We start from the raw sequence: 16412 nt of genomic DNA, 5'->3' as shown, positions 1-16412 counted from the left end.
ACAAAGCGGTGAAGGGGGCAGCGCGCGGCCTGACGGGGGTTTCCATAAAAAAACGCAGGCTGACTGCGCCTGCGTTTTTAATGACGGATGAAGCAGAAATCAGGTGCCGATCATGCCGCCGTCGGCTTTAACAATCACCACCGTGGAGGAACGCGGGCGACCGGCTTTCTCGCCGTCAGGCCAGCTTGATACCGCCGTCGGATGCTGCGGATCGCTCAACCCTTCGCCCGGCTCGCCAGGATGCTGGATGTTAATAAACAGCGTCCGGTTATCCGGCGTAAACGCGATGCCGGTGATTTCACAGCCGCGAGGGCCGGTCAGGAAGCGGCGGAACTCGTTGGTGCCCGGGATCGTCGCCACCATCTGGTTGTTGCCCATGCCTTCGTAATCTTTGCGGTTGATGGTCGATGATGACACATCGGTCTGGATCCACAGCACGCCGCGATGATCAAAGCTCAGGCCGTCGGCGCTGCCGAATTCCGCGCCCTTCATGCTGCCTTTGGCTTCCGGTTTGTCGGTATCGGTGCGACCACCCATCACCAGAATATCCCAGGCGAACGCCATCGCGGTCGGGTCGCCGTTCTGCTCCAGCCAGTGCATGATGTGGCCGTAAACGTTTTTGGCGCGCGGGTTTGCCGCATCCACCGGCGCTTTGCCTTCCTTGCCGCGATCGCTGTTGTTGGTGAGCGTGCAGTAGACGCTGCCGGTGTGGTACGGATCGACCGCAATCCACTCCGGGCGGTCCATTTTGGTGGCGCCCACGGCGTCTGCCGCCAGACGGGTTTTGATCAGCAGGTCGCCCTGGTTTTCAAAGCCTTTGCTGGCGTCGAGCCCGTTCTGGCCGAACACCAGCGGCAGCCACTCGCCTTTGCCGTCGTCGTTAAATTTCGCCACATACAGCGTGCCTTTCTCCAGCAGGTGCATATTGGCTTTGCGATCCTGCGGGTTGAATTTGCCTTCTGAGACGAATTTATAGATGTATTCGAATTTCTGGTCATCGCCCATATAAACGACGACGCGGTTATCCGGGGCGAGCGTCACCGCCGCGCCTTCGTGCTTGATGCGGCCAAGCGCGGTGTGCTTGCGCGGCGCGGCATGCGGATCGTACGGGTCGATTTCCACCACCCAACCGAAGCGGTTAGGCTCGTTTGGCGTGGCGTCAACGCTGAAGCGCTTATCCACTTCGTTCCAGCGGTAGGAGTCATCGCTGTCGCTGATGCCGTAGCGTTTTTCCAGCGGGTTCATCCCGGCTTTCTTCACGAAAATATCGGACCAGTTCTCTTCGCACGTCAGGTAGGTGCCCCACGGCGTAAACCCGTTGGCGCAGTTCTGCATGGTACCGAGAATGGTTTCGCCTTTCGGATCGTCAGCCGTTTGCATCAGCGGGTTGTGCAGCGCCGGACCGGTGATTTTCATCGGCGTGTTAACGGTGATGCGGCGCGCGAAGGACGACGGACGCACCACTTCCCAGCCCTGGGACGCTTTTTTCACTTCGATAACCGACACGCCCATCGCGTTCTGGCCTTTCAGCGCTTTGTCGGCGCTCCAGTTGGCGTCGCCATCCTTAAACAGCAGGCCGTTGTCGATGTATTCATGGTTCATGGCGAGCAGGCCGTGATCGGCGCTGTGCCCGCCCTGCGGCAGGCTAAACCACGCCATGCCGTCGTGGTGCATCCCGGCCTGCGCCGCCTGCTCTTCCGTGGTGTTGCTGCCGTCGGTTTTAAAAACCGGCAGATTCCCGGCAAGCCCGGTGGCGTCGCCCCATCTGTAGAACGGCTTCGCGATGTAGCCTTCCGGCACGATAACGGTATCGTCGGTGGAAACCGGCAGACTGGTGAAACCGAGCGTAGTGGCTTTACCGAGATTGCCGCTCGCGTTCGAGACCGCTTTCGCCAGCGCGTTTTCCGGTTTCAGCAGAAACGGGAACGCCGCCGCGGCGCCAGCGACCGCGCCTGCCTGCAACAGGCGGCGGCGCGACAAATAGACTTCCGCCACCTGCGAGAACGCGCGGTTATCGCTCGGGTTGCTGATCTCTTCACTATGCTCACGTTTGAATAAGGTTTTTAACGGTCTGCCCATCGCGGTTTCCTTTCGGGATGTCGTTTTGAAGGGGAATAGTTTTTATGCACGTGAGGCTACGGAAAATGTGTTACAGAATTATAACAATCAGCGGCAAAAAAAAGGGAAGCCGCCCGGCTTCCCCTGATGTGATGCGATAACGTTATGAACGCGCTTTGTCCATCTGCGCCCGGTACGCCTTGCGTTCACGGGCGCGGCGCTGCCCCTCCGGGCTGTTATCCAGCCAGTCATGCAGATAATGTTCAATCTGCTCAAGGCTGCGGTTGCGGGTTTCCGGCACGCATTTGATAACGAACGTCGCCCCGACAATCCCGAACGCCGCGAAAATAAAGAAGGTGCCGGAGAGGCCCACCCAGGCGAGCAGGATCGGGAAGAAAAGCGAGATCATGAAGTTGGCTATCCACATGGAGAATACCGCGCCGCCCATAAAGATGCCGCGCAGGCGGGTCGGGAAAATCTCCGACAGCAACAGCCAGGTGACGGGCGAGAGCGCGCCCTGCTGGAAACAGAGGAACATCAGCATGCCCAGCAGCACCATGTAGCCGCGCAGCGCGTCCGGCTGGCCGTTCACGGTTTCGGGCAGGAGATAACTGACGGCGCCGATAAACACCAGACACGCGGTACAGCCGAACTGGCCAATCATGGTCATGGTGCGACGGCCGATTTTGCCCAGCATCCAGATGCCCACAAACGTCATCAATACGGACACCGCGCCGTTGGCGACCGTCGCCACCAGCGCGGCGTTATCCGACATCCCCACCGCCGTCAGTACGGTCGGCGCGTAATACATAATGGTGTTCACGCCGGTCATTTGCTGAATAACCGCGATGCCGATGCCAATCATAAACAGCTTAAACAGCCACGGCGTCAGCAGTTCGCGCAGGCGCGGTTTGCCCTGGGCGCGCTGGGCTTCCAGCGTCTCTTCAATCTCCATCAACTCCCATTCCACATCCTCCGGGCGACGGGTGCGATCCAGCACGCGGCGCGCCTCGGCAAGACGGCCTTTCATGGCGTACCAGCGCGGAGTGTCAGGCATAAACATCATGCCGAACCACAGCAACACGGCGGGAAGCGTCGCGACCGCCAGCATCCAGCGCCAGGTGGATTCGCCGCCCCACAGTTCGTGGAACGAGGCGTTAGAGATATAGGCCAGCAACTGCCCGGAGACAATCATTAGCTCCTGCAAGGTCACCAGCTGGCCGCGCTTGTTGGCGGGCGCAATTTCCGCGATATAAACCGGTACGGTAGCCGCCGCGCCGCCGACCGCCACGCCGAGCACCAGGCGAAAGAAAATCATCCACGACACGTCCGGGGCCATCGCCGTACCAATCGCGCCAATCGCGAAGATGACCGCCAGATAAATGATGATTTTCTTTCGTCCCGCGGCGTTTGCCATATGGCCCGCGAGCAGCGCGCCAAAGGCGGCGCCGAAAAGCAGAGAGCTGGTGACAAGGCCTGTCGTGAGCGGGGTGAGATGCAGTTCGCTGCCCATAAACAGCAGCGCGCCGGAGATAACGCCGGTGTCGTAACCAAAAAGCAGCCCGCCGAGCGTGGCGATAAGCGCAATCACTTTGACAAACGGCGCCGTCGGCGCGTCGCTGTTAGGCCCTGATGCTCTGTTAAGGGTGAGATATTGTTCTTTAGTCATAAAAGACTCCAGTAACCTGCCGTTCAGGGAAACGAGGCGGCCATTGCCTGTGGCCGGACCCGATTGATGATATATTCACCACATCTAATTTAGATCGAATATTTCATTTATATAAACAATGAAACTTTAATTTTGAGCGACAGGTCATATTTTGTTATGGATTTGTGATAATCAGCACGCCACGGAGCCAAAACCCACTCTGTCTCATGCCTTTATGAAAACAGAAAAATAAGCAATATATTGATATGTAAGAGTAATTATGAAAGAAAAATGGCAGAGAGCGGCACAAGGATAACGCGAGGCGTGTCGGCGCCGTCATGCAGACAGCGCCGACTATAATGAAACATTGTTTTCATAATGGCGAGCAACGAATCAATCTGCCCGTCATAGCGAGACGGCGCATGAACCCCGTCTCACCGCGCGAGTCAGATCCCGGCGGTCTCCCGCAGGTAGCGGCGCGCTTTCACGGCGTATTCAAACGGGTTCGCCCGCGCCGGATCCTGCTCGGCTTCCACCACCATCCAGCCCCGGTAGCCGTGCTCATCCAGCAGCTGGAATACCGGGCGAAAATCGATAGCGCCATCGCCCGGCACCGTAAAGGTGCCTTTCCTGACGCCATCCAGGAAGGAAAGCCCGTCGCGTTTCACCTCATCTATCACTGCCGGGCGCACATCCTTCAGGTGTACGTGGTTGATACGCGGCAGATGTTTTTTAAGGATCGCCAGCATCGCCGCTTCACTGCCTTCAGAGTACCAGGCGTGTCCGGTGTCATAGAGCAGATACACCGACGCATCCACCCGCGACATAAACGTGTCTATCTCCTGCGCGGTCTGAATGCCGGTGCCCATGTGGTGATGCAGACAGACCTGCATGCCCTTTTCGGCGGCGAGTCGCCCGAGCGTGTTGTAGCCTTCCGCCACGCGCGCCCACTCCTCCTCGCTAAAGCAGGGTTTATCTGGCCCCATCACCGGCAGCGTGGTGCACTGGATGCTGCCGCTCTGTTCTGAGCAGCCAATCACTTTCGCCCCCATCGCATGGAGGAAATTCATGTGATTCACAAACTCGTCGAGCGTTTTCTCCCGCTCGCCTGCGGCAAAAAACGTGCTGAACCAGGCGTTGCAAATTTCGATACCGCGGATAGCCAGCATCGGTTTCAGGACGGCCGGATCGCGCGGGTATTTGCTGCCGACTTCGCTGCCGGTAAACCCCGCCAGCGCCATTTCGCTGACGGTCTGCTGGAAGGTATTTTCGCTGCCGAGCTCCGGCATATCGTCATTCGTCCAGCCGATCGGAGCGATGGCGAGCTTCACGTGTTGCTTATTCATAATGCGCCTCTCTGGCAAACCGCGGCGGCTTAACGGCCGAGCAGTTCGCGCTCTATCAGTTCACGGGTTTCCACGGCCTGGTATTTCATCTTCTCCGGGTAGCCGAAGAGCGACGCGGCGACAATCGGCTCGCCGCCCACCTTAAAGCTCTGGCGGGCGAAGCCCATATCGCGCAGCGTGCTGAACAGCGCCTGGAAATCCACCTCGCCTTCACCCACGCCGACATGCTGATGTACCGCGGCATCGACGCCCGGCGGGTTGACGATATAGCGGCAGTGGCGGGTGTGGTTCATGGTGTCGGCAATCAGCACATGCGAGAGATCGTCCCCGGCGTAGCGCAGCATCTTTTCCACCTCCCCTTTGCCTTTGTCGTAAAAGAAGGTGTGCGGCACGCTGTAGACATATTTCACGTTATCGCTGCGAAACGACTTCACGATATCTACGGTTTCGTTGTTCTCTTCGCAGAAATCCCACGGATGCGCCTGGATCTCAACGCGCAGGCCCTCGCGTTCGAAAATCGGCAGCAGCTCTTCCATGGAGCGGTAAAACATCTCTTCGCAGATTTCAGGCTGATTCGGATCGCCGGAGAGTTCGGTGTTGATCACCTGCACATCCATCTCGATGGCGATTTCGATAAGGCGCTTCCAGTTTTTCACCGCCGCCTGACGGCGCAGCTCATCCGGGCCTGACCAGCGGTAGACGCAAATAAAAGAAGAGAGCGCGACGCCGGTGTCGCGCAGCGCCTTTTTATACTCGGCAATGATCTCGCGGCCTGCTTTCGGGTGCTTATAAAACGGGTTGATTTGCGGGTGCGGCGATTGCTCAATGTATTGATAGCCCCACTCCGCCACCTGCTGCACCATGCGGGTGATCCCGAGGTCTTTGATGACGTCGACGTCAAATGCGATTTTCATGTATACCTCCGTCGGATTCGTAACAGGCTGCGGAATTAACGCAGGTAAAACGCCGGACGCTCCGGCAGGCTGATGGTCTCCAGCGCACCGCTCTCCTGCGCTTTCAGGCAGGCGTCCGCCGCCACCGACGCCGCAAAGCCATCCCAGGCCGACGGGCCGCGCAGTTCGCCGGCTTTTACATCGTTAATAAACGCCTGCAATTCGACGTCATAGGCTTTAATAAAACGGTCTTTCCAGTCGGTCAGAATGGTGGTGGCAAGCTTCGCCGTTTTACGCATCTGCACCGACGACGGCTCCGGCAGACGGGCGATGCCGGTCTCCCCGACCACTTCGCACTGGATGTCGTAGCCATAGCGGCAGTTCACGAAAATTTCGACGTCGATAAGCGTCCCGTTGCGGGTTTCCAGCATTACGATTTGCGGATCTTTAAGCCGGGCGTGAGTGTGCGACGTGGCGCGCGGGAAGCGCACCTGCACCGAGGCGTAGTCGTCGTTCAGCAGCCAGCGCAGTACGTCGAGCTCATGGATAAGCGTGCTGGTGATAGCCATGTCGGTGGTGTAGTTGTCGCCGACTTCCGGGTTGCGGTGCGCGCAGTGGAGCATCAGCGGCGCGCCGATTTCGCCGCTGTCGATAACCCCTTTCAGCGCCTGGTAGCCTTCATCGTAAGGACGCATAAAGCCGACCTGCACCAGGCGACGGCCCGCTTTCATCTCGGCATCGACAATGCGGCGGCAGCCTTCGGCGGTCATGGCGAGCGGCTTTTCGCAGAACACCGGCTTGCCCGCTTCAATCGCCCCGAGCGTGAACGCTTCATGCGTCGGATCCCAGGAGGTGACAATCAGCGCGTCCACATCCTGCGCCTTAATGACATCCTGCCCGTCGGCGTACACTTCCGCTTTCAGGCCGAGCGCGCTGACCACGGCGCGCGCGTTATCCAGATTGATGTCCGATACTGCGACGACGGTCGCGCCCTGCAAAACCTGGGTGCAGCGGCGGATATGTTCTTTACCGATGGCGCCTGCGCCAATTACGCCTAATCTGAGCGACATAAGGGTTATCTCCGGAATAATCAGGGTTAAGGTAAGGTGTCTATTTGTGTTAACAGGGTTCAGTAATCCCGCGCCTGCGCGCGTTTTTCATTAATCTGCTGCGCCACCCGCTGGATACGTTCGCTCAGCGCCTGCTGCGCCACGCCGACGTTCCACCAGCTGCCGTATTTGTGCACCATGGTTTTGGGCAGCACTTTGATGTCGATAAGGGTGCTTACCGTCTCGCGCTGCGCCGCCTCCAGCGCGATTTTCAGCTCATCAAGCGTGGTGACGCGCCAGGTTTTGCAGCCGTAGCCCGCCGCGATGGCGGCAAAATCCACTGGCACCAGTCCGCCGTTCAGCTGGCCGTTCTGTGTCGAGCGGAAGCGGAATTCGGTGCCGAAGCTGTCCATGCCGTGCTCCATTTGCAGGTTGTTGATGCAGCCGTTCGCCATGTTGTCGAACAGCAGGACATTCACTTTCGCCCTCTCCTGTATCGAGGTGACCAGTTCCGAATGCAGCATCATGAAGGCGCCGTCGCCGACCATCGCATAGACCTCACGCTGCGGCTCGGCGAGTTTGACGCCAAGCGCCGCGTTCACCTCATAACCCATGCAGGAGTAGCCATATTCGACGTGATACGCGTTAGGCGCGCGGGTGCGCCAGACGCGCTGCAAATCGCCCGGCAGGCTGCCCGCCGCCGCGACGATTACCGCGTCCTGCGGCAGCATGTCGTTAAGAATGCCCAGCACGTTGCTCTGGGTCAGCGTGGAGTCAGTCAGCGCGCGAAACTCCCGGTAGACCGACTCGCGATCGAGATGGTCATCTATCTCCGGGACGAATCCCTTTTCCTGAAACGAGGCCTGATAAACACGATGCGTCTCTTTTATCTGGCGGCTCTGCACGGCGGCAATCTGCTCGCCCCAGCCCGCCTGCCACGAGGAATCGTCAAGCGCGTCGTCCAGCGCCGTCAGCGCCTCGCGGGCGTCGGCCAGCAGCGGGATGCCGTCGAGTTTCCAGGCGTCGAAGTTACTGACGTTAATATTGAGAAAGCGCACGTCGGGATGCTGGAAGATCCATTTCGATGCGGTGGTGAAATCGGTAAAACGGGTGCCGACGCCAATCACCAGATCCGCCTCTTTCGCCAACAGATTGGCCGCGAGGCAGCCCGTTTCGCCGACGCCGCCGACGTTATACGGGTGTGAGGAGAGGAGCGTGCCTTTTCCCGCCTGCGTCTCTGCAAACGGAATACGATAATGTTCAGCGAACTGCGCCAGCGCCTCGCCAGCGCCCGCGTATTTCACGCCGCCGCCGCAGATAATCAGCGGCTTGCGGCTGGCGCGGATGGCCGCGACGGCATCATTAAGCTGCGCCTGGCTTACCGGGCGTCGATCGAGGCGATGCACGCGACGGGCGAAGAACGTCTCGGGGTAATCCCACGCTTCGCCCTGGACATCCTGCGGCAGGGCCAGGGTCACCGCGCCGGTTTCCGCCGGGTCGGTAAGTACGCGCATGGCGTTGATGCAGGCGCTCATCAGTTGTTCCGGGCGCGTAATGCGATCCCAGTATTTGCTGACGGCGCGAAAGGCGTCATTGGTGCTGATGCTGAGATCGTAGCTCTGCTCTATCTGCTGCAATACCGGATCGGGCTGGCGGGTGGCGAAGACATCGCCCGGCAGCAGCAGAAGTGGAATACGGTTGGCCGTCGCCGTCGCGGCGGCGGTGATCATATTGGCGGCGCCCGGCCCGACCGACGAGGTGCAGGCGAGGATCTGGCGGCGCAGCGACTGTCTGGCGAAACCGGTCGCCGCATGCGCCATGCCCTGTTCATTGCGTCCCTGATACAGACGCAACTCGCCGCTGTCCTGCTCCAGCGCCTGGCCCAGCCCCAGCACATTGCCGTGGCCGAAGATGGCGAAAATGCCTTTTACGAATTTGACGGTTTCGCCATCCACTTCCAGGTACTGATTATCAAGAAACTTCACCAGCGCCTGCGCCATTGTCAGTCTCAGCTTGCCCATTTTCGCCTTCCTTTTTCAGCCAGTGTCATGCAGGCTGCTCTGGTGCGCGGTCTTAACGCCTCCAGCCTGCCGGAATCTGTCTGGATTATAGGCAAACATATTTTTCATAAAACCCAAATACAGATGAAATGTTTCATTTTGCGAGAGGGATCAAACTCTGTTTCACCGTGCAGCGTTTTCTGTGGCGGGGATCGCGAAACGGTGACATCCGAAACCAGCCGCTCGACATGATAAGCCCGCACAGGCTATGCGTTTTTTTAGGTTGGCAGGCGGCGCGTAGGCTATCGTATTCAATGCGCCCCTGCCCGCGCCTGACGCTATGCAGAGTGGAATACTGTTCACATTTCTGGTTTTTTAGTTCCAAAGTAATTTGTAAATGAAATATTTATTTCTCATACTACGTTCAACTGTTAACCCTCAGGCTGCTTGCGGGCGCGCCGCCGCCTCTCCGGCCCTCTCGTGAAGCAGGCATGCAAAAGGAAACCGTAGCTATGAATGCAGCAGTTAAGCGGCTCGATGTCATTTGTATTGGCCGTGTTGCCGTGGATCTCTACGCGCAGCAGATCGGCGCCAGGCTTGAAGATGTGGCGACCTTCGCCAAATATCTCGGCGGATCGTCAGGCAATGTCGCGTTCGGCACCGCGATCCAGGGGCTGAGATCGGCGATGCTGGCCCGCGTGGGGGATGAACATAACGGACGCTTCCTGCGTGAAACGCTGACGCGCGCGGGCGTCGATACCGAATACCTGATCACCGATAAACAGCGGCTGACGGCGCTGGTGATGCTCGGTATTAAAGATCAGGAGACGTTCCCGCTCATTTTCTATCGCGACAATTGCGCCGACATGGCGCTCACGCCGCAGGATATCAACGAAGAGTACATCGCCTCCGCCCGCGCGCTGGCGGTGACCGGTACGCACCTCTCGCACCCGGACACCCGCGCCGCCGTGCTGAAAGCGCTGGAATACGCGCGCCGCCACGGCCTGCGTACCGCGCTGGATATCGACTACCGTCCGGTCCTGTGGGGCCTGACCTCCCCCGGCGACGGCGAAACGCGCTACGTGGAGTCAGAGCCGGTGACACGTCAGCTTCAGGAAGTGCTGCATCTGTTCGATCTGGTGGTGGGCACCGAAGAGGAGTTTCATATCGCGGGCGGCAGTACCGATACGCTGACTGCGCTGAAAAACGTCCGCCACGCCACCGGCGCCACGCTGGTCTGCAAGCGCGGGCCGATGGGCTGCGTGGTGCTGGAAGGCGCGGTGCCGGACAGCTGGGACACCATCCCGCTTTATCAGGGCGTGCGGGTGGAGGTGCTGAACGTGCTTGGCGCGGGCGATGCGTTTATGTCCGGGCTGCTGCGCGGCTGGCTGAACGACGAGGGCTGGGAGCAGGCCTGTCGCTACGCCAACGCCTGCGGCGCGCTGGTGGTCTCCCGCCACGGCTGCGCCCCGGCGATGCCGACGCGCGCCGAACTCGATGACTATCTGGCCCGCGCCGAAGCGGTGCCGCGTCCGGATCTCGACGCGCGCTTAAACCATCTGCATCGCGTCACCTCTCGTCGCCAGGCGTGGCCGGAGCTGTGTATTTTCGCCTTCGATCACCGCAAACAGCTCGCCGATCTGGCCCGTGAAACCGGCTGCGATGAAGCGCGCATTCCGGCGCTGAAACAGCTGCTGCTACAGGCGGCGAAAGACGCGGCGCAGGAGGCGGGGCTCGCGGGCCGCAGCGGTATTCTGGCGGACAGCACCTACGGGCAGCGCGCGCTCAATGCCATCACCGGTCAGAACTGGTGGATTGGCCGTCCGATTGAACTGCCGGGCTCGCGTCCGCTGCGCCTTGAGCATGGCGATATCGGCTCGCAGCTCGCGAGCTGGCCGCTGGAACACGTGGTGAAATGTCTGGTGTTTTATCATCCGCACGATCCGGCGGCGCTTCGCGAACAGCAGGACGCGCTGCTGCTGGAGGTGTGGCGCGCCTGTCAGCAGTCGGGCCATGAACTGCTGCTGGAAGTGATTCTGCCGGAAAACGGTCCGGATAAAGACCAACAGCATTACCACACGATGCTGGCGCATTTCTATCAGCTCGGCATTAAGCCGGACTGGTGGAAACTGCCGCCGCTGGCGAGCCGCCACTGGCAGGAAATCAGCGCGCTGATTGCCAGGGAAGATCCTTACTGTCGCGGTATTCTGCTACTCGGGCTCGACGCGCCGCAGGAGCAGTTGCGCGAAGGCTTCGCTGAAGCGGCGACGCATCCCCTCATCAAAGGCTTCGCGGTCGGGCGCACTATTTTCGGCCAGCCCTCGCGCCGCTGGATGCAGGGCGAGCTCAGCGACGAGGCGCTTATCGGCGAAGTGAAAAACAATTACCTGACGCTTATCGGCTTCTGGCGCGAAGCGCGCCGTTAACCTTCCCGCGGAGCGGCCCCGTCGCTCCGCGCTTTCCTGCTTCGTGAAATGAATCGCGTATTTCATCCGGGAAAATGAAAATTTCGCTTCATTTGATACACTGACACAAGCTTTCCTTTTTCCCCCTTTTTTATCAGGCACGATACATGGCAAATAATCCGACCCAGCTCTCCATCCTTCAGGATGAAATTCGTCGCCGGTATGACGATCTCAGCAAACGACTCAAACAGGTGGCGCGCTACATTCTCGATAACAGCAACAGCGTGGCGTTTGATACCGTCGCCTCTATCGCCCAGCAGGCGGATGTGCCGCCATCGACGCTTATCCGTTTCGCCAATGCATTCGGTTTCAGCGGCTTCAATGAAATGAAACAGATGTTCAGACAGCATCTGATGGAAGAAACGGCCAACTATACCGAACGCGCGCGCCTGTTCCGCCAGACCGCCAGCGAAGAGACCAGCGCGCCGGAAACGCCAGCCGAAATCCTCAGCATGTTTACGATGGTGAACTCCCAGGCGCTGCAACAACTGGCGATGCAGATGGCGCCGGAAGATCTGGAGAAAGCCGTCAGGCTGCTGTCCGAGGCGGAGAATATCTACGTGATCGGCCTGCGCCGGTCGTTCAGCGTCGCGTCCTATCTCACCTACGCGCTGCGTCATCTCGACCGTAAAGCGTTTCTGATAGACGGGCTGGGCGGCATGTTTACCGAACAGTTAAGCCTGGTGGGGCCGAAAGACGTGGTGGTGGCGGTGAGCTTCTCGCCGTACTCCCGCGAAGTGGTCGAACTGGTGGAGCTCGGCGCGCAGCGCAAAGCGCGCCAGATTGCGATAACCGACAGCCAGGTGAGTCCGCTTGCCGCTTTCAGCGACGTCTGTTTTGTGGTGCGCGAAGCGCAGGTGGATGGGTTTCGCTCACAGGTAGCCTCGCTCTGTCTCGCCCAGACGCTCGCTGTCTCGCTGGCGCTTAACAACAGCAAGACCACGCAGCAGACGGCCTGACGCCTCGCCACCGCAATAAAAAACGGCCCGGATGGGCCGTTTTTTTATGCAGGCTTAACGCCGCGGATAGTCGTCGCTGTTAATCCAGGCGTGATCCTCTTCCCAGGTAAAAAGCCATTTGCGATCCGGTCCGGCCATCACGTTCAGGTAATAGCTGTCATAGCCCGCGACCGCCGCCACCGGATGATAACCGCGCGGCACCATCACCACATCGTGATTGTAAGGCGCCATGCAGGCATCCAGGTTGCGGTCGTCGGTGTATACCCGCTGGAAGGCGAACCCCTGCGGCGGATCGAAACGGTGGTAGTAGGTCTCTTCAAGCTGCGTCTCTTTCCCCGGCACCGGCGTATCGTGCTTGTGCGCAGGCCAGGAGCTGGTGGCGCCCTCGTCGGTATAGACCTCCACCACCAGCAGACAGTCCGCCTCGCCGCTGTCCGGCAGAATGTTATGCACCAGGCGCTGGTTACGCCCTTTACCGCGATGCTCGACGCCCACCTCTTCAGGCGAAATCACCCTGGCAGGCAGCGTGCCCTTGCCCGGCGCGCTGCACACGGCAAGCTCCAGATCCGAATCGGCGGTCACTTCGACGCGCTCCTGCGGCGGCACGTAGACCGACCACGGCGGCGTGCGCTCAAACGGCGACATTCGCCCGCCGAGGCCCGGAAACTCCGCGTTGCGGGTTTTCACCGAGGCAAAACCCGCCACCAGCACCAGGCACAGCTCCCGGTCGCCGCTCTCAAGCGTGACCGTTTCGCCCTGTTTCAACATCCAGACATCGAAGCCGATATAGCGCCAGCCGGCGCTTTCCGGGGTGATGTGCTGTAAATGGCGCGCGTCGCGCTGCGCCTTTGCAAGTAACGACATGGCTCCTCCTGGAAAAGCTTAACCCAGCGTCGGCATACTGAATTCAGAGACGGTTTGTTGCCCCTGCGGCCAGCGCACCGTAGCGGTTTTCATGCGGGTATAGAACCGCACGCCGTCCGGCCCGTGGACATTCAACGCGCCGAAGACCGAACGCTTCCAGCCGCCGAAACTGTGGAACGCCATCGGCACCGGCACCGGCACGTTGACGCCCACCATCCCCGCCTGGACGTCATGCACGAATTCACGCGCCGTATGCCCGTTGCTGGTGAAAATCGCGCTGCCGTTGCCAAATTCATGGCTGTTGATCAGCGCCAGCGCGCGCTCGTAATCCGGCGCGCGAACAATGCCGAGCACCGGCCCGAAAATCTCTTCGCGCCAGATGACCATTTCCGGCGTTACGTTATCAAACAGCGTGCCGCCGACGTAATAACCCGCTTCATAGCCTGGCAGGCGGAATGTGCGGCCATCGACCACCAGTTTCGCGCCTTCGCTGATGCCCTTTTCAATATAGCCCAGCACTTTTTTCTGGTGAGCGTCGGAAACCACCGGCCCCATTTCATTCTCTTCCGGCCCGCGCATACAGCCCGGCCCGACTTTCAGCGCTTCCACCAGCGGCGTGAGGCGCGCAATCAGTTTATCCGCCGTTTCGTCGCCCACCGCGACCACAATCGGCAGCGCCATGCAGCGCTCGCCCGCCGAACCAAACGCGCCGCCCATGATAGCGTTCACTGTGGCGTCGAGATCGGCATCCGGCATGACGATGGCGTGGTTTTTCGCCGCGCCGAACGCCTGCACGCGTTTACCGTAAGCGCTGGCGGTTTTATAGATATGCTCCGCCACGCCGGATGAGCCGACAAAGCTGACCGCCGCGATACGCGGATCGGTGTAGAGCTGTTCAGCGTCTTCATTACTGCAATGCACCACGTTGAACACGCCGTCCGGCAGCCCGGCTTCTGACAGCAGCTCAGCGAGACGCACCGCGGCGGTCGGCGCCAGCGCAGGCGGTTTCAGCACAAAGCTGTTGCCGCAGGCGAGCGCAATCGGGAACATCCACATCGGCACCATCGCCGGGAAGTTAAACGGCGTGATCCCCGCCACCACGCCGAGCGGCTGCATCAGCGAGTAGCTGTCGACGCGGGTGCCGACATCAGAGGAATACTCCCCTTTAATCAGGTGCGGAATGCCACAAGCGAACTCCACCACTTCCATGCCGCGCGTCAGCTCGCCCATGGCGTCTGACCAGACCTTGCCATGCTCGCTGACGATAATCGCCGCCAGCTCGTCGGCATGTTTCTCAAGCAGCATTTTGAAATGAAACAGCACCCTGGCGCGGCGCAGCGGCGTGGTATTGGCCCAGCCGGTGAACGCCTCATGAGCGACCTGAATCGCCGCCGAGATCTCCTGGGCCGTGGATTGCGTGAGTTCGCGCACCGGTTTGCCCGTCGCCGGATCGAAGACCGGCACCGTCTGGCCGCTGCTGCTGTTGCAGGTTTTTCCGCCGATAAAGTTTCCTGTGATATTCATGCTTAGCCTCGTCGTCTGGAGGGGGTCAATGCGGGAGCCGTGGCGGCTCGCGTAAAAACGTCTGTCCTCATCCTGGCTAAATGAAATGAATATTTCAATAAAAATATAAATGAAATTTAATTTTGGTGACAATGGTCGCATTTTCAGCGATCGCCGCCTGATACCTCGCTCAAACCTTGCTTTTACTCCCTGAAAATTAGGGATATATGACGTATCGACTGGCAATTTCGAGACTCATCAACTATTTTTTGTGAGACTGCTCAAAGAAGCACATTTTCAAATATTGCCAATTATGAAATAAATGTTTTGATTACAAACAGCCAACTGTTTCATTCCATCGCTTTCAGGAGAGCATAATGACTATTGAGATGCACCGCTTCTGCGTTAACCGCAAAATCGCTACCGGTCTGGATATCCCCGCGTTTTTTAAACTGGTCAACCGGCTTGGGCTGAACAAGGTCGAGCTGCGTAACGATATGGCCAGCGGCAAGGTCACCGACGATCTGAGCCCTGAGCAGGTACGCGAACTGGCGGCGCGCTATGACATTGAGATTGTCACCATTAATGCCCTCTACCCGTTTAACCAGCGCACGCCCGCGGTGCGCGAGCTGACCGAGTCGCTGCTGAAAGACGCGCAGGCGGTGGGCGCAGCGGGGCTGGTGATCTGTCCATTAAACGACGGTCGTCAGGTGGAGCCGGCGGAAACCCTGGCGGCCTTGCAGGATCTCGCCCCGCTGTTTGCGGAATATGGTATTGACGGGCTGGTGGAGCCGCTCGGTTATCCGCAAAGTTCGCTGCGTTCGGCGGCCGAAGCGCAGACGTTGATCCGCGACGCCAGCGTGCCGTTTAAGCTGCTGATCGATACGTTCCACCATGCGCTCTATCCGCAGGCGGCGCAGGCGCTTTCGCAGGTGGACGTGTCGATGATGGGGCTGGTGCATCTCTCCGGCGTTAGCGATCCGCGCCCGCTTGAGACGCTGACCGACGATCAGCGCCTGATGCTGATGCCGGGCGACAGGCTGAAGACGGTAGAGCAGATTAAGGCCCTGGAGGCGCGCGGTTATAAAGGCGTTTACTCTTTTGAGCCGTTCTCCTCCGCCATGGCGTCATGGGGCGAAGCGGATATTGAGCGTGAGATAGTTAACAGCATCGCACGGGTGCAAGAGCACGTGGCCTGAGGGCTAAGCGCGCCCGAAAACCGGCGATAAAATCACCTGTGGTCGGGGCGCGGTTTCAGGTATGATGCGAGGCCAGACCCCGCGGCGACAGGCGTCGTCGGGGTTGTCCTTTATTCAGAACCGGGCGCGTCAATGAGAGTCACCCCTGCCAACACCATTGAATCCATTATCTTTTGTCTGCTGTTTATTTTTTTCTTCCTGAATATCCCGCATGTGCTGTTCGCGCTGCTGCATGCCAGCGAGCTACGCGACGTCGCAGCCGTGGTGAACGTGGTGCCTTTCCTTGATGATTTTAACGCCTATTTTATTGAGCTGGCGGTGGTGTCGGTTATCTGTTCACTGATAACGACCGTGGCGGGCAGAACGCTGTGGGCGCGCTGGGGCGGATAAAGTAAACGGCGGGGGAAGAGACGCTGGCGCAGGCGCGC

12 protein-coding genes are annotated in these 16412 nt (G+C 59.4%); 4 read left to right on the top strand and 8 right to left on the bottom strand.

Annotation, left to right across the window (positions count from 1 at the left end; translation table 11 throughout):
* Positions 1–99 precede the first annotated feature (99 nt).
* The 6 genes from AACV31_RS12985 to iolD all read right to left on the bottom strand — a co-directional run bounded on the left by AACV31_RS12985 (position 100) and on the right by iolD (position 9015).
* Positions 100–2079, bottom strand: a complete 1980-nt coding sequence (locus AACV31_RS12985; protein ID WP_165153080.1) for a PhoX family protein — start codon at positions 2077–2079, stop codon at positions 100–102.
* 142 nt (positions 2080–2221) lie between these two features.
* Positions 2222–3727 carry a sugar porter family MFS transporter gene (locus AACV31_RS12980; RefSeq protein ID WP_075197504.1) on the bottom strand — a complete coding sequence of 502 codons (1506 nt, stop codon included), beginning with the start codon at positions 3725–3727 and terminating at the stop codon, positions 2222–2224.
* 425 nt (positions 3728–4152) lie between these two features.
* A complete protein-coding gene (gene iolE, locus AACV31_RS12975) occupies positions 4153–5052 on the bottom strand; it encodes a myo-inosose-2 dehydratase (RefSeq protein WP_165153078.1) in 900 nt (299 codons plus the stop codon).
* A 29-nt stretch (positions 5053–5081) separates the two neighbouring features.
* Entirely contained in the window at positions 5082–5966 is an 885-nt protein-coding gene (locus tag AACV31_RS12970; protein WP_041923236.1) for a sugar phosphate isomerase/epimerase family protein, read from the bottom strand.
* A gap of 35 nt (positions 5967–6001) precedes the next feature.
* Positions 6002–7015 carry a Gfo/Idh/MocA family protein gene (locus AACV31_RS12965; RefSeq protein WP_075197502.1) on the bottom strand — a complete coding sequence of 338 codons (1014 nt, stop codon included), beginning with the start codon at positions 7013–7015 and terminating at the stop codon, positions 6002–6004.
* 59 nt (positions 7016–7074) lie between these two features.
* Positions 7075–9015: a 3D-(3,5/4)-trihydroxycyclohexane-1,2-dione acylhydrolase (decyclizing) gene (iolD, locus tag AACV31_RS12960; protein WP_165153076.1), complete on the bottom strand. Its 1941-nt coding sequence runs from the start codon at positions 9013–9015 to the stop codon at positions 7075–7077.
* A gap of 491 nt (positions 9016–9506) precedes the next feature.
* On the opposite strand from iolD, the gene AACV31_RS12955 reads away from it, so the two are divergent.
* Positions 9507–11420, top strand: a complete 1914-nt coding sequence (locus tag AACV31_RS12955) for a bifunctional 5-dehydro-2-deoxygluconokinase/5-dehydro-2-deoxyphosphogluconate aldolase (RefSeq protein ID WP_165153074.1) — start codon at positions 9507–9509, stop codon at positions 11418–11420.
* 146 nt (positions 11421–11566) lie between these two features.
* Positions 11567–12418 carry a MurR/RpiR family transcriptional regulator gene (locus tag AACV31_RS12950; protein WP_007762518.1) on the top strand — a complete coding sequence of 284 codons (852 nt, stop codon included), beginning with the start codon at positions 11567–11569 and terminating at the stop codon, positions 12416–12418.
* A gap of 54 nt (positions 12419–12472) precedes the next feature.
* Here the strand turns inward: AACV31_RS12950 and iolB are convergent, their stop codons facing one another.
* The gene (iolB, locus tag AACV31_RS12945; RefSeq protein ID WP_165153072.1) at positions 12473–13282 is read right to left on the bottom strand and encodes a 5-deoxy-glucuronate isomerase; all 810 of its coding nucleotides are present in this window, start codon (positions 13280–13282) and stop codon (positions 12473–12475) included.
* 18 nt (positions 13283–13300) lie between these two features.
* Positions 13301–14806, bottom strand: a complete 1506-nt coding sequence (locus tag AACV31_RS12940) for a CoA-acylating methylmalonate-semialdehyde dehydrogenase (protein WP_105538157.1) — start codon at positions 14804–14806, stop codon at positions 13301–13303.
* Between the two features lie 356 nt (positions 14807–15162).
* Here AACV31_RS12940 and AACV31_RS12935 point away from each other — a divergent pair, with 356 nt between their 5' ends.
* The gene (locus AACV31_RS12935) at positions 15163–15984 is read left to right on the top strand and encodes a TIM barrel protein (protein WP_105538156.1); all 822 of its coding nucleotides are present in this window, start codon (positions 15163–15165) and stop codon (positions 15982–15984) included.
* Positions 15985–16116: 132 nt separating this feature from the next.
* Complete coding sequence (locus AACV31_RS12930; RefSeq protein ID WP_007762450.1) at positions 16117–16374, top strand: hypothetical protein; 258 nt, start codon at positions 16117–16119, stop codon at positions 16372–16374.
* Positions 16375–16412 lie beyond the last annotated feature (38 nt).

The sequence above is a fragment of the Cronobacter sp. EKM101R genome, assembly GCF_963888145.1.
GTDB classification, from domain to species: Bacteria; Pseudomonadota; Gammaproteobacteria; order Enterobacterales; family Enterobacteriaceae; genus Cronobacter; species Cronobacter turicensis.
The sequence above is the reverse complement of the archived record's forward strand: the minus strand, read 5'-3'. Positions and strand labels throughout refer to the sequence as shown.

Coding starts and splice junctions, on each gene's coding strand:
- AACV31_RS12985 (WP_165153080.1), bottom strand. CDS start 2,079: ATGGGCAGACCGTTAAAAACCTTATTCAAACGTGAGCATAGTGAAGAG.
- AACV31_RS12980 (WP_075197504.1), bottom strand. CDS start 3,727: ATGACTAAAGAACAATATCTCACCCTTAACAGAGCATCAGGGCCTAAC.
- iolE (WP_165153078.1), bottom strand. CDS start 5,052: ATGAATAAGCAACACGTGAAGCTCGCCATCGCTCCGATCGGCTGGACG.
- AACV31_RS12970 (WP_041923236.1), bottom strand. CDS start 5,966: ATGAAAATCGCATTTGACGTCGACGTCATCAAAGACCTCGGGATCACC.
- AACV31_RS12965 (WP_075197502.1), bottom strand. CDS start 7,015: ATGTCGCTCAGATTAGGCGTAATTGGCGCAGGCGCCATCGGTAAAGAA.
- iolD (WP_165153076.1), bottom strand. CDS start 9,015: ATGGGCAAGCTGAGACTGACAATGGCGCAGGCGCTGGTGAAGTTTCTT.
- AACV31_RS12955 (WP_165153074.1), top strand. CDS start 9,507: ATGAATGCAGCAGTTAAGCGGCTCGATGTCATTTGTATTGGCCGTGTT.
- AACV31_RS12950 (WP_007762518.1), top strand. CDS start 11,567: ATGGCAAATAATCCGACCCAGCTCTCCATCCTTCAGGATGAAATTCGT.
- iolB (WP_165153072.1), bottom strand. CDS start 13,282: ATGTCGTTACTTGCAAAGGCGCAGCGCGACGCGCGCCATTTACAGCAC.
- AACV31_RS12940 (WP_105538157.1), bottom strand. CDS start 14,806: ATGAATATCACAGGAAACTTTATCGGCGGAAAAACCTGCAACAGCAGC.
- AACV31_RS12935 (WP_105538156.1), top strand. CDS start 15,163: ATGACTATTGAGATGCACCGCTTCTGCGTTAACCGCAAAATCGCTACC.
- AACV31_RS12930 (WP_007762450.1), top strand. CDS start 16,117: ATGAGAGTCACCCCTGCCAACACCATTGAATCCATTATCTTTTGTCTG.